The sequence below is a fragment of the Pantoea sp. SS70 genome, from assembly GCF_029866845.1.
Lineage (GTDB): Bacteria > Pseudomonadota > Gammaproteobacteria > Enterobacterales > Enterobacteriaceae > Pantoea > Pantoea leporis.
Genome location: NZ_CP117199.1, coordinates 3,216,506 through 3,230,350, shown reverse-complemented (window position 1 = coordinate 3,230,350; position 13,845 = coordinate 3,216,506). Strand labels below are relative to the sequence as shown.

Here is a 13,845-nt window from a genome sequence, read left to right as displayed (position 1 = left end):
AAAAGGGAGTGAGAAGAACAATGCGTGTGCAAAGCAGCAGTACAAAGTCACAATACTCCAGAGTGGTTTTTGGGATGCCAATATCTCTGCTATGGGGATATATTGCGATGGCCATCTTCATGACCGGCGATGGCATCGAACTGGCTCATCTCTCCCGATATCTCTACGATCTCGGCTATGGAGAAAAACAAGTTTCATTAGTTTTCACCGTTTATGCGTTAACGGCAGCAGTTTCAAGTTGGCTTTCCGGTGCCGTCAGTGAAATTTATGGTCCGAAGAAAATTATGCTCACCGGCGCTATTTGGTGGATGGTGTTACATGCCGTATTTGTTTATTTTGGCGTAAGTGAAAATAACTTTACCTTGATGTTGGTGAGTTATACGTTGCGCGGCTTCGCTTATCCGCTGTTTTTTTATGGATTCTATGTATTAGTGGTGCAGCGCACGCCTGAGCATCGACTTGCCTCCGCAACCGGCTGGATATGGTCGATGTTTACCATTGGTTATGGCATTACAGCTTCCTTCCTCTCCGGCCTTCTGGTGCCTGAAATTGGGTTCATCAATACGCTTTGGCTTTCACTGCTGTTTGCTGCGGTGGGCGGTGTAATTATATTGCTCATGGTAAAAAATAAGAATGAACATAATCTAAATAGTGACGGCGTCAGTCACAAAGAAAAATTACGCGAAATATCGCGTGGAATAACCTTGATCTTCGAAGACCGCAGTATGTTCTTTGCGCTGATAACACGCATCTTATGTAATGTGGCATTATTTGGCCTGCCGGTATTTATGCCGATCTATTTCACCCGTGAATTAGGATTTTCTACTAAAGAGTGGGCGACTATCTGGGGCGTATTTTTCCTGGTTCAACCAATAACCAATGTGCTTTGGGGCATTATTGGCGATCGTATTGGCTGGATTTTTCAGATGCGCTGGTTTGGTTTCTTCGGATGCACGATTACCACTGCCGCTTTCTATTTTTTACCCTCATTTTTCCCAGGTAATCTGGCGTTAGCCATTGTCTGCGCGCTGTTATTAGCCTTAACGCTCACCTCCTTTGTGCCAATGGGGGCAATTTTCCCGATGCTGGCGCCGCAGCATAAAGGCGCTGCGGTTTCGGTGCAAAATCTGGGGGGTGGTTTCGGTAATCTAATTGGTCCGGCGGTTGCCGCACTAATGTTCGGCCTGTCATTTGAAATCAAGCACGTGATTATTACTTTCTCCGTTCTCTATTTTGCTGGCGGCGTCATGACATTCTTTATTCGTGATCCCCAACCAAAAATAGAGCGTAACGCTCCTTTCAAGACCACGGCCAGCGAATCCGAATAAATACCCTCAATGAAAAGGACCACAACATGACAACACCATTTTCACTGCAAAATAAGGTCGCCATCGTCACCGGCGCCGCATCGGGAATTGGTTACGCCATTGCCCGCTGTTTAAGTGCTGCGGGTGCCCAAGTGGCGATGATCGATCGCGCAGAAGAGGTAAAAACGGTTGCCAGCAAGATGGACAACCCTGCGCGAGGTTACGTTTTCGATCTGGCTAATGTCGAAGCGCTTGGCGAACTGGTTGAGCAGATTCACCATGATTTTGGCCGCATTGACATCCTGGTCAATAACGCCGGTATTGGCATGCTGGAATCCGTGGGCGAAGTGCAACTCGCCAGCTGGAATACCACGATGTTGATTAACATGACCGCGCCATTCTTCCTCGCTCAGCATTGTGCCCGTTATATGAAAGAACACGGTTTTGGTCGCCTGATTAACATCGCCTCACAGGCCAGCGTCATTGCACTCAATGAGCACGCGGCATATTGCACCAGCAAATCAGGCATGGTGTCTTTCACGCGAGTGTTGGCAGCGGAGTTGGGACCGTTTGGTATTACCGCTAATGCCATTTCACCAACGGTGGTTGAGACGGAATTAGGTAAGCGTTACTGGCATGGGGAGAGAGCGGAGCAGATGAAATCAAAAATCCCATCACGACGTTTTGCCACACCAGACGAAGTCGCGAGTACGGTGCTGTATCTCAGCAGCAATGAAGCGGCAATGGTCAATGGCGAGAATTTAGTGATCGATGGGGGATATAGTGTGATTTAAAGCCGGGCGAGTTGATTAGTATGAGCCCGCTGAAATTGCTTAACACCAGGGAATTGTAAGAAAGAAAAAATGGCCCGCACAGAACGTTGCTTCTGGGCGGGCGAATAACTACACCAGCGTTTTCAAGCGATAGATCCATTCCAGCGCTTGCTTCGGCGTTAAGCTGTCTGGGTCCAGTGCCTCAAGCGCATCAACCGCCGGTGAGGTTTCTGCCACCAGCAACTGCATTTGCGAACCTTCCACTGTGGATGCGGCGGAGCTGCCAGATAACGCTTCCAGCTCCTTCAGCTTGTTACGCGCGCGCTTAATCACTTCCTTCGGCACGCCCGCCAGCGCCGCCACCGCGAGACCATAACTTTTGCTTGCTGCACCATCCTGCACGCTGTGCATAAAGGCGATGGTGTCTCCGTGTTCGACCGCATCCAGATGCACATTCACGACACCTTCCATTTTTTCCGGCAGCGTGGTCAGCTCGAAATAGTGGGTGGCAAACAGCGTCATGGCCTTAATGCGATTCGCCAAACTTTCAGCGCAGGCCCATGCCAGCGACAAACCATCATAAGTTGAGGTGCCGCGCCCGATTTCATCCATCAGTACCAGACTGTTTTCGGTAGCGTTATGCAGAATGTTGGCGGTTTCCGTCATCTCCACCATAAAGGTTGAGCGTCCGGAAGCCAGATCATCAGCAGCCCCGACGCGCGTGAAGATGCGATCGATAGGGCCGATGACGGTCTCTTCTGCTGGCACATAGCTGCCTATCCACGCCATCAGCGCGATCAACGCTGTCTGGCGCATGTAGGTACTTTTACCGCCCATATTGGGGCCGGTAATGATCAGCATGCGACGCTGCGGTGAGAGTGACAGCGGATTCGCGATAAACGGCTCTTTCAATACCTGCTCGACCACCGGATGGCGGCCTGCAGTAATACGGATGCCGGCTTTTTCTTGCAGCACCGGGCGGCAATAATTCAGCGTCCATGCACGTTCGGCCAGGTTCGCTAGCACGTCCAGCTCAGAGAGTGCAGCCGCACTGATTTGCAGGGCTTCAAGATGCGGTAGCAAGCGATCAAACAGCTCATCGTAGAGACCTTTCTCCAGCGCCAGCGCTTTGCCCTTCGACGTCAGGACCTTATCTTCATACTCTTTTAGTTCAGGAATGATATAGCGTTCAGCATTCTTCAGCGTCTGGCGGCGAACGTAATGAATCGGCACCAGATGGCTTTGACCACGGCTGACCTGAATGTAGTAGCCGTGAATCGCGTTAAAGCCGACTTTCAGCGTATCCAGCCCGAGTTTCTCGCGTTCTCGGATTTCCAGACGATCAAGATAATCGGTGGCACCATCGGCTAGCGCACGCCACTCGTCGAGTTCAGCGTTGTATCCCGGAGCGATCACGCCACCGTCGCGCACCAGCACTGGCGGCGATTCAATGATCGCCTGTTCCAGCAACTCACGCAGTTCGGTAAATTCGCCCATCTGAGAGCGCAGATTAATTAACTGCGTGGCCTCAACGCCCTCGAGTTGTTGGTTTAACTCGGGCAACTGCTGGAAGGCATGGCGCATACGTGCCAAATCGCGTGGGCGCGCGGTGCGCAGTGCCAGTCGCGCCAGAATACGCTCCAGATCGCCCACCTGGCGCAGCACCGGCTGCAGCTCCTGACTAAGTGATTGCAGTTCTGCGATAGACTCCTGACGCCGGGCAATGGTAGTGACATCGCGCAGCGGCATATGCAGCCAGCGTTTCAGCATACGGCTGCCCATCGGCGTGACGGTTTTATCCAGTATCGCCGCCAGCGTGTTCTCGATGCCGCCGGCCAGGTTTTGCGTTATCTCCAGGTTGCGGCGCGTAGCAGCATCCATGATCACGCTATCCTGCTGACGCTCCATGCTCAGCGAGCGAATATGCGGTAACGACGTGCGTTGCGTGTCTTTAACATATTGCAGCAGACATCCTGCAGCGCGTAGCGCCAGATGCGCCTGCTCAACGCCAAAACCACTTAAGTCGCGGGTGCCAAATTGCAGATTGAGCTGCTGGCGCGCCGTATCGATTTCATATTCCCACAGCGGGCGGCGACGCAGGCCACGGCGTTGATCGATCAACGTCATTGCCTGGAAATCTTCGGGATAGAGCAGTTCAGCCGGATTGGTGCGCTGCAGTTCTGCTGCCATCGTCTCCAGATCGCCGGGTTCACTCAGGCGGAAGCGGCCAGAACTGATGTCCAGCGTTGCATAACCAAAACCGCGCTGGCTCTGGAAGATGGCGGCGAGCAGGTTATCCTGGCGCTCTTGCAGCAACGCTTCATCGCTGATGGTGCCGGGTGTAACGATGCGCACCACTTTTCGCTCAACCGGGCCTTTGCTCAAGGCTGGGTCGCCAATCTGCTCACAGATCGCCACCGATTCGCCGAGCTGGATCAGTTTCGCCAGATAGCCTTCAACCGCATGGTAAGGCACGCCCGCCATCGGAATCGGTTCCCCAGCAGAGGCGCCGCGTTTAGTCAGAGAGATTTCCAGCAGTTGCGAGGCGCGTTTCGCGTCATCGTAAAACAGCTCGTAAAAATCGCCCATGCGATAAAACAGCAGGATGTCAGGATGATCGGCCTTCAGGCGCAGGTATTGCTGCATCATCGGCGTATGGCCACTAAAGTCCATTTGCTCTGCTCCTTTCATCTCATTCTCACTCAACATTCATTCTTTTAATTACCTGAGGCTGGGTCAATGCAGCCCGGAAGTGTCGTTATCACTTGGGCGGATAACGAAAGCGGGATATTACCATTTTTGCCGCGTAACCTTCATCCGCCAGCAGGGCTTTATGGCTGCCGACCATAACAAATTGCCGCAAACGGTAAAAAGCAAAATTTAATGAAAAAGGTAAAGTGTGGAGCGGTTTCGCAAATTCGCGTTGCAACCGGCTGAAACGGGCGGGAAACGGCTAAATTTTAAGATATTGCTCTGTATGTCACCCCGATGAACGATTACCATGAGTGCTTCCGGTTTCACCTGGCTTATGGATATCCAATGCGTTTTAAGGTTGCTCTTCTTCCGCTTATTACTCTGCTTGCTGCCTGCAGCAGTAAGCCTGCATCCCATCAGCAGCCCGCCGTTGTGCCTGCACCGAAAGGCGGTTTTTTGCTGGAACCTTCGCACGCGGTTCAACCGATGTTTGGCGATTTTGCGGGTAACCCCGCCGCTGAACAGTTCATTGATCAAATGGTGGCAAAACACGGTTTTAACCGTGAGCAATTGCATGCGGTTATCGGCCAGGCGAAGCGTCTGGATTACGTGCTGCGTCTGATGGACCAGCAAGCCCCGAGCTATACGCCGCCAACCGGACCGAATGGCGCGTGGATTCGCTATCGCAACAAGTTTATTACGCCGGATAACGTGCAGAACGGCGTGGCATTCTGGAATCAGTATCAGGATGCGCTACAGCGTGCGCAGCAGGTTTACGGCGTGCCGCCGGAAATCATTGTTGGCATTATCGGCGTTGAGACGCGCTGGGGCAGGGTAATGGGCAAAACGCGCTTGCTGGATGCGCTGGCAACCTTGTCATTTAGCTATCCGCGTCGTGCAGCTTACTTCAGCGGTGAGTTGGAGACCTTCCTGCTGATGGCGCGAACAGAGCAAGACGATCCGCTGGATCTGCGCGGCTCCTTTGCCGGTGCGATGGGTTATGGACAGTTCATGCCATCCTCTTATAAGCAATACGCAGTCGATTTTAATGGCGATGGTCATATCAACCTTTGGGATCCGGTTGATGCGATTGGTAGCGTTGCCAACTACTTCAAAGAACATGGCTGGCGTGCGGGCGAGAACGTTGCGGTGCCGGCCAGCGGGCAGGCTCCGGCATTGGAGAATGGCTTTAAAACCAAGTACCCGGTCAGCACCTTAGCCGCGAGTGGGTTAACGCCGCAGGGATCGCTGGACGGCAATACTCAGGTCAGTTTGCTGCGTTTGGATCTCGGCACCAGCTATCAATATTGGTATGGTCTGCCCAACTTCTATGCCATTACGCGCTATAACCACAGCACCCACTATGCAATGGCGGTGTGGCAGTTGGGTGAAGCCGTGGCTAAAGCACGTCAGGGCAGCCTGTTTTAATGCTGTCCATATAAAGTGTGAGGGTATAAGATGGCGCCCCATTTGCGGTGCCATCTTCACCGCATCCGACTTCTGAGGAGCGCTTATGAGTACCTTACCTGCCTGTCCTGTCTGCCACGCCGATTACACCTGGCAAGATGGCGAGAATCTGAATTGCCCATCTTGCGGCCATATCTGGACGGCAAACGCCGATGATGCATCGGACGGTTTGGTGGTACGCGATGCCAACGGCAACCTGTTAGCCGATGGCGACAGCGTCACTGTCGTTAAAGATCTTAAGGTTAAAGGCAGCTCTTCGACGTTGAAAATTGGTACCAAAGTCAAAAGCATTCGCCTGGTCGAAGGCGATCACAACATTGATTGCAAAATTGATGGTTTTGGCCAGATGAAACTCAAATCTGAGTTCGTCAAAAAGAATTAATTATGGGACGGCTTTGCGCCGTCCTGTTTGTTTCAACTCAGTAAACGATCCACTTCCTCGCACTGTTCCGCTGTTAGCTCGCCACCATAATTGCGCGAGTCGCTGCGCATTGAATCAAATCGACGTGCAACAGCCGTTTTTATGGTGGTAACAAAATCATCGCCGATAGTGTAAATCGCCATCAGTTTACCAATACGTTGCTGAATCTCACTGAGCTGCGCTACATCGCCCGCCCGCCAGGCCTGCATCGCACGGGCAAATAGCTCCGGTACAATATTGTTCAAGCCGGAAATCACACCTGAACCGCCAGCCAGTAGATTGGGCAACAGATATTCGTCATAGCCGGAAAGCACGGTGAAATCACTGCGCACCTGCTTCGTTTCTTCAATCATTGCGCGGTTGTGCGACAAGCAATCCATGGTGTCTTTGATGCCAATAAAGTTGGGCAGCTCTGCCGCCAGTTCTGCGACCAACGCAGGCGTTAAATCACAGCCGGTGCGTGCGGGGAAATTGTAGGCGAACCACTTGCCGCCCAGCTGTGTATCCAGCGCTTTGAAATAGCGCAGCAGCTGTTTATGTGTCTGCCCGTAATAGTAAGGAGGCAGCACCATTACAGCATCAAATCCGTTCTGCCAGGCCGCATCTGCCAGTTGCAGCATGTCCGCAATACAGGTGCTGGAGACATTTGCCACCATGGTCAGGGGCGAGAGTTGACGCGCCTCGCGGATCAGTAACAGGCGCTCCTGCTGCGAGAGCGAGGCAAATTCGCCAATACTGCCCATCAGCAGCAAGGTATCAATGCCTGATTGGCTCAGGCGAGAAAAATGGCGGCCAAGCGCATCAATATCGAGATTATTGTTGCTATCAAAGGGCGTTACTGACGGACACCATACGCCGGGCAATGCGGGTTGTGCAGACATATCAAGCTCCTTGGTTGGAAAATGAAACGTCGTTTTAACTTAATGCTATCTGCACAGGCTAACCAGCTAACGAGGGCAAAAAGGTGAGATATCGCACTTTTCTCTTTCTATAAACGCATGAAAAGCAGGTAGTGTTTAACCCCTCAGCCAAGACAGGAGCATTGCCATGCAAGACTGGAATCCACAGCTGTATCGCCAATTTGAATCAGAGCGAACCCGCCCGGCGCGCGAGCTATTGGAGCGCATTCCGCTCGATGATGTGCGCTTTGCCACCGATCTTGGTTGCGGACCCGGCAACAGCACCGAGCTACTGGCACAAGCCTGGCCGGAGGCGCAGATAACCGGCATTGACAGTTCTGCGGCAATGTTAGAACAGGCGCGCGAACGTCTCCCCAACTGCCATTTCCTGCAGGCCGATATTCGTCGCTGGCAGGCTGAACAGCCGCAGCAGGTTGTCTATGCCAACGCCTCGCTGCAGTGGCTGACCGAGCATCACACCTTGCTGCCGCATCTGGTTGATCAATTGGCCATCGGTGGCGCGCTAGCGATTCAGATGCCGGATAATCTTGAAGAACCATCGCACCGTCTGATGCGTGAAGTGGCGGCGAATGAAAAATGGCAGGCGCTGATTTCGCCACAAGCGGCGGATCGCAAACGTCTGCTAACCACCGATCGCTATTACGATCTGCTGACCGATGCGGGTTGTCAGGTTGATGTCTGGCGCACTACTTATTATCACCCGATGGCAGATGCGCAGGGCATCATTACCTGGTTGCGTGCCACCGGGCTGCGTCCTTTCCTCGCGGGGCTGGATGAAACGCAGCAGGCAGCATTTCTTCATGATTATCATCAGGCCCTCATTCCGGCTTACCCCGCACGCAGTAACGGCCAGGTTTTGTTAGCCTTCCCGCGTCTGTTTATGGTTGCAGTGAAAACAGGTTGAGGTATCTGGAATCCACTGCGCAGAAATGATGGCTGAAGGTTGAAAAGGGCTTTTCAGTGCACCATTTACTGCTAACGTGAAGCGCCACAACGGGAGAAGGCGATGAACGATGAACAGTTACAGCAGCTAAGCCACCGCATTGGCGAACAGCTGAAGAGACGTCAGGCCACGGTGACCGCTGCAGAATCCTGCACCGGCGGCTGGATTGCGAAAGTATTTACTGATATCAGCGGTAGCTCTGCCTGGTTTGAGCGCGGTTTCGTTACTTACAGCAATGAAGCTAAGCAGCAGATGGTCGGCGTACAGGAGACAACGTTGCAGCAGCATGGCGCCGTAAGTGAACAGACGGTGCGTGAGATGGCTACCGGTGCGGCTAAAGCGGCAGCGGCAGAATACGCCATCGCCGTAAGCGGTATTGCCGGTCCTGAAGGTGGCACGCCCGATAAACCGGTGGGCACCGTGTGGTTTGCGATTGTGGGTCCAGAGGGGCGCGTACTAGCGCAGCGCCAGATCTTTGCTGGCGACCGTGATGCGGTACGCCGTCAGTCAGTGGCTTGGGCGCTGCAAACGCTGCTTGATGAATTTCTGATAAATTAAAACTTGATACTGTATGACTATACAGTATAATTAGCTGCAACAGAACGAGCGACATACTTGATGTCGACTCACCCAGCATGATTAGGAGTGGAAATGGCGATCGACGAGAACAAACAGAAGGCTTTAGCTGCCGCACTGGGCCAGATTGAGAAGCAATTTGGTAAAGGCTCCATCATGCGCTTGGGTGAAGACCGCTCAATGGATGTCGAAACCATCTCTACCGGCTCACTGTCACTGGATATCGCGCTGGGCGCGGGTGGCTTGCCGATGGGCCGTATCGTTGAGATTTACGGACCGGAATCTTCGGGTAAAACCACGCTGACGCTGCAGGTCATTGCTTCTGCACAGCGTAAAGGTAAAACCTGTGCCTTTATCGATGCTGAGCACGCACTGGATCCGGTGTACGCGAAAAAACTGGGCGTTGATATCGATAACCTGCTGTGTTCACAGCCGGATACCGGTGAGCAAGCGCTGGAGATTTGTGATGCGCTGGCGCGTTCAGGCGCAGTTGACGTCATCATCGTCGACTCCGTGGCGGCGCTGACGCCGAAAGCGGAAATCGAAGGCGAGATTGGCGATTCGCACATGGGTCTGGCCGCTCGTATGATGAGCCAGGCAATGCGTAAGCTGGCGGGTAACCTGAAGCAGTCCAACACGCTGCTGATCTTCATCAACCAGATTCGTATGAAGATTGGTGTGATGTTCGGTAACCCGGAAACCACAACAGGCGGTAACGCACTGAAATTCTACGCTTCTGTTCGTCTGGATATCCGCCGTATCGGTGCGATTAAAGAGGGCGACGAAGTGGTAGGTAGCGAAACCCGCGTGAAAGTCGTGAAGAACAAAGTTGCGGCACCGTTTAAGCAGGCTGAATTCCAAATCATGTACGGCGAAGGTATCAACACCTTTGGCGAGCTGGTGGATCTTGGCGTGAAGCACAAACTGGTTGAGAAAGCCGGCGCGTGGTACAGCTACAACGGTGAGAAGATTGGTCAGGGTAAAGCTAACTCCACCAACTTCCTTAAAGAGAACCCGGCGATTGCGAATGAAATCGACAAGAAGCTGCGTGACTTACTGCTAAGTGGTGATGCCGCCGCCTCAGACACCGCGAAAATCTCCGCGGATGATCGCGAAGAAGCCAGCGAAACCAACGAAGATTTCTAAAATATTAACGGGAGCAGAAATGCTCCCGTTTTGCTTTTCCCCGCCAGCGCTTTTCCTCTCTGCCTTCTTGCTTTACTCTGCGACCCTGCACGACTGTTAGAACAAGGTTGATCCTATGTCATCATCACCATCTGCGGCACCGGTGCCAACATATTCCCGTTTACTCGACCGCGCTATGCGCATCCTTTCGCAGCGCGACCACAGTCGTGAAGAGCTGAAGCGTAAATTACAGCTCTCTTCCCAACGTGCGGCTTATCTGCAGCAGCAGGAAAATACGCCCATTCCCGACGAGTTACTGGAAAAAGTGCTCGACTGGTGTCAGGAAAGCGGTTGGCTCAACGATGAGCGCTTTACCGAACGCTTTATTCAAAGCCGTGCACGTAAAGGATATGGTCCACAGCGCGTGCGTATGGAATTGCAGCAAAAGGGCATTGGCCGTGAGGAGATCAATCAGGCGCTATTCGATACCGAAGTAGACTGGAGCCAGTGCGCAGCCGATCTTGCCAAACGCAAATTTGGCGAACCCTTACCGCAAACCTGGACTGAGAAAAGCAAGGTACAGCGTTTTTTAATGTCGAAAGGCTTTATGATGGAAGATATTCAGGCTGTTTTCAGAAATAGTGACGACTGAAAGGCGATGTGATTTTACTTCCCACTGAAGAAAATTTATCTTATTCCCACTTTTTGTTCCTCAGTCAGCGGCAGGCCGGATGGATAGGGTTTGCCAGCGAAAGGGAACGTTCGTTAGCGTGATTCCAGGAATTTTATGAGCAAGAGCACTGCTGAGATCCGTCAAGCGTTTCTCGACTTTTTTCATAGCAAGGGACATCAGGTTGTAGCCAGCAGCTCCCTCGTACCGAACAACGACCCGACTTTGCTGTTTACCAATGCCGGGATGGTCCAGTTTAAAGACGTTTTCCTCGGTCAGGATAAGCGCGACTATGCGCGTGCAACGACGTCGCAGCGCTGTGTGCGTGCCGGCGGCAAGCATAACGACCTCGAAAACGTGGGCTACACGGCACGTCACCACACCTTCTTTGAAATGTTGGGCAACTTCAGCTTTGGTGATTACTTCAAGAAAGAAGCGATCGCTTATGCATGGGAACTGCTGACGGGTGAGCAGTGGTTCAAGCTGCCTAAAGAGCGCCTGTGGGTGACCGTCTATGAAACAGACGATGAAGCCTTCGAAATCTGGGCTAACGATATTGGTGTGCCGCGCGAGCGCATTATCCGTATCGGTGACAACAAAGGCAGCGCTTTCGCATCAGACAACTTCTGGCAGATGGGCGACACCGGACCTTGCGGTCCATGTACCGAAATTTTCTTCGATCACGGCGATCATATCTGGGGCGGCCCACCGGGCAGCCCGGAAGAAGATGGCGATCGTTACATCGAGATCTGGAACATCGTCTTCATGCAGTTCAACCGTCAGGCCGACGGCACCATGGAGCCGCTGCCTAAACCGTCAGTGGATACCGGCATGGGTCTGGAGCGTATTGCTGCCGTGTTGCAGCACGTTAACTCCAACTATGAAATCGATCTGTTTGCCAAACTGATCAAATCAGTTGCGCAGGTAACTGGCGCAACCGATCTGGATAACAAGTCGCTGCGCGTTATCGCTGACCATATTCGCTCTTGTGCCTTCCTGATCGCCGATGGCGTAATCCCATCGAATGAAAACCGCGGCTATGTGCTGCGTCGCATTATTCGTCGCGCGGTACGTCACGGCAATATGCTGGGTGCGAAAGAAGCCTTCTTCTACAAGCTGGTTGCGCCACTGATTGAAGTGATGGGAGCTGCAGGCGAAGACCTGAAGCGTCAGCAGAAGCATGTTGAAAACGCGCTTAAAAACGAAGAAGAGCAGTTTGCCAAAACGCTGGAGCGTGGACTCGCGCTGCTGGATGAGGAATTGGCCAAGCTGCAGGGCGATACGCTTGATGGCGAAACGGTGTTCCGTCTGTACGACACCTTCGGTTTCCCGGCGGATTTGACCGCTGACGTGTGCCGTGAGCGCAATCTGAAGATTGATGAAGCGGGTTTTGAAGCCGCGATGGAGCAGCAGCGTCAGCGTGCGCGTGAAGCCAGCGGTTTTGGTGCCGACTATAACAATGTCATTCGCATTGATGCCGCAACCGACTTTAAAGGCTATGACCATCTGGAACTGAATGCGACAGTCGAAGCACTGTTCGTCGACGGTCAGCAAGTTGAGCAGATCAGCGCAGGTCAGGACGCGGTGGTCGTGCTGGACGAAACGCCGTTCTACGGCGAGTCAGGTGGACAGGTTGGCGATACTGGCGTGCTGGCTGGGCAGAATGCTGAATTTAGCGTTCAGGATACACAGAAGTATGGTAAAGCGATTGGTCATATCGGTAAGCTGAGCAACGGTCAGTTACGCGTTGGTGACCGTTTGCATGCGCAGGTTGATGAAACGCGTCGCGCGCGCATCCGTTTGAATCACTCCGCCACGCACTTACTGCATGCAGCACTGCGTCAGGTGTTGGGTGATCACGTAGGACAAAAAGGCTCGCTGGTTAACGATAAATATCTGCGTTTCGACTTCTCTCATTTTGAAGCCATGAAACCGCAGGAAATCCGTCAGGTCGAGGATATTGTTAACGCGCAGATTCGCCGCAACCTTGTCGTTGAGACCGAAATCATGGATCTCGATGATGCAAAACAGAAGGGCGCAATGGCGCTGTTTGGTGAGAAATACGATCAGCGCGTACGTGTGCTGACCATGGGCGATTTCTCTACCGAACTCTGTGGTGGTATTCACGCGCTGCGTACCGGTGATATTGGCCTGTTCCGCATTCAGTCTGAATCGGGCACTGCTGCAGGTGTACGCCGCATTGAAGCCGTAACCGGCGAAGGTGCGTTGGCACAAGTGAATGCGCAAAGCCAACAGTTGCTGGATGTGGCGCAATTGGTGAAAGCCAATAGCAGTAACCTGAATGAGAAAGTGCGCGGCTTAGTTGATCACGTCCGCGCGCTGGAAAAAGAGTTGCAGCAACTGCGCGATCAGCAAGCTGCGCAGGAAAGCGCGTCACTGAGCAGTAAGGCGATTGACGTTAAAGGCACGAAGTTGCTGGTCAGTGAACTGAGCAACGTTGAGCCGAAAATGTTGCGTACCATGGTTGACGATCTGAAGAACCAGTTAACGTCTGCCATTATCGTGCTGGCAACGGTTGATGATGGCAAAGTTTCATTGATTGCTGGCGTGACCAAAGATCTTACTGACCGTGTAAAAGCCGGCGAGCTGATTGGCGAACTGGCCTCTCAGGTTGGTGGTAAAGGCGGTGGTCGCCCAGATATGGCTCAGGCCGGCGGTACAAATCCGCAGGCGCTGGCTGGCGCGCTGGCAGGCGTGCAGGAATGGGTCAGTGACCGACTGTAACGTATAAAATTTCGCATTGTGATAAGCGCCAGAAGCCCGTTTTCTGGCGCTTTTTTAACGCGGTGCACACCAGGTAATGACAAAGTCCGGTTGATGTAGTGTATTTCGGCTAAACTAACTATCAGCAGAATGTATTGGCATGGCGAAGCACAATGGTGTATTTGTCATAGGCATTGTTCAGCGTTATATGATGGATACGGCCGG

At 52.8% G+C, this 13,845-nt stretch carries 11 protein-coding genes; 9 read left to right on the top strand and 2 right to left on the bottom strand.

Going from position 1 to position 13,845, the window contains the following annotated elements:
- Positions 1–107 precede the first annotated feature (107 nt).
- A complete protein-coding gene (locus tag PO881_RS14950; RefSeq protein WP_280172006.1) occupies positions 108–1,328 on the top strand; it encodes an MFS transporter in 1,221 nt (406 codons plus the stop codon).
- Positions 1,329–1,354: 26 nt separating this feature from the next.
- Positions 1,355–2,101, top strand: a complete 747-nt coding sequence (locus tag PO881_RS14945; protein ID WP_101762610.1) for a GolD/DthD family dehydrogenase — start codon at positions 1,355–1,357, stop codon at positions 2,099–2,101.
- 108 nt (positions 2,102–2,209) lie between these two features.
- Here the strand turns inward: PO881_RS14945 and mutS are convergent, their stop codons facing one another.
- Positions 2,210–4,753 carry a DNA mismatch repair protein MutS gene (gene mutS / locus PO881_RS14940; RefSeq protein ID WP_280172005.1) on the bottom strand — a complete coding sequence of 848 codons (2,544 nt, stop codon included), beginning with the start codon at positions 4,751–4,753 and terminating at the stop codon, positions 2,210–2,212.
- 366 nt (positions 4,754–5,119) lie between these two features.
- Between mutS and mltB the strand changes: the two genes are divergently transcribed.
- Positions 5,120–6,202 carry a lytic murein transglycosylase B gene (mltB, locus tag PO881_RS14935; protein WP_101762612.1) on the top strand — a complete coding sequence of 361 codons (1,083 nt, stop codon included), beginning with the start codon at positions 5,120–5,122 and terminating at the stop codon, positions 6,200–6,202.
- Between the two features lie 85 nt (positions 6,203–6,287).
- Complete coding sequence (locus tag PO881_RS14930; protein ID WP_192236517.1) at positions 6,288–6,623, top strand: zinc ribbon domain-containing protein YjdM; 336 nt, start codon at positions 6,288–6,290, stop codon at positions 6,621–6,623.
- Between the two features lie 32 nt (positions 6,624–6,655).
- On the opposite strand, the gene PO881_RS14925 is transcribed toward PO881_RS14930, so the two are convergent.
- The gene (locus PO881_RS14925; protein WP_110868322.1) at positions 6,656–7,543 is read right to left on the bottom strand and encodes a dihydrodipicolinate synthase family protein; all 888 of its coding nucleotides are present in this window, start codon (positions 7,541–7,543) and stop codon (positions 6,656–6,658) included.
- A 166-nt stretch (positions 7,544–7,709) separates the two neighbouring features.
- On the opposite strand from PO881_RS14925, the gene tam reads away from it, so the two are divergent.
- The 5 genes from tam (at position 7,710) to alaS (ending at position 13,641) form a co-directional block, all read left to right on the top strand.
- Positions 7,710–8,486 (top strand): trans-aconitate 2-methyltransferase, encoded by a 777-nt coding sequence (gene tam, locus PO881_RS14920; RefSeq protein WP_192411990.1) that lies wholly within the window; start codon positions 7,710–7,712, stop codon positions 8,484–8,486.
- Positions 8,487–8,588: 102 nt separating this feature from the next.
- Complete coding sequence (gene pncC, locus PO881_RS14915) at positions 8,589–9,083, top strand: nicotinamide-nucleotide amidase (protein WP_192411989.1); 495 nt, start codon at positions 8,589–8,591, stop codon at positions 9,081–9,083.
- Positions 9,084–9,176: 93 nt separating this feature from the next.
- Entirely contained in the window at positions 9,177–10,247 is a 1,071-nt protein-coding gene (recA, locus tag PO881_RS14910) for a recombinase RecA (protein ID WP_280172004.1), read from the top strand.
- A gap of 115 nt (positions 10,248–10,362) precedes the next feature.
- Entirely contained in the window at positions 10,363–10,878 is a 516-nt protein-coding gene (locus tag PO881_RS14905) for a regulatory protein RecX (RefSeq protein ID WP_192411988.1), read from the top strand.
- A 135-nt stretch (positions 10,879–11,013) separates the two neighbouring features.
- A complete protein-coding gene (gene alaS, locus PO881_RS14900) occupies positions 11,014–13,641 on the top strand; it encodes an alanine--tRNA ligase (RefSeq protein WP_192411987.1) in 2,628 nt (875 codons plus the stop codon).
- Positions 13,642–13,845: the final 204 nt, after the last annotated feature.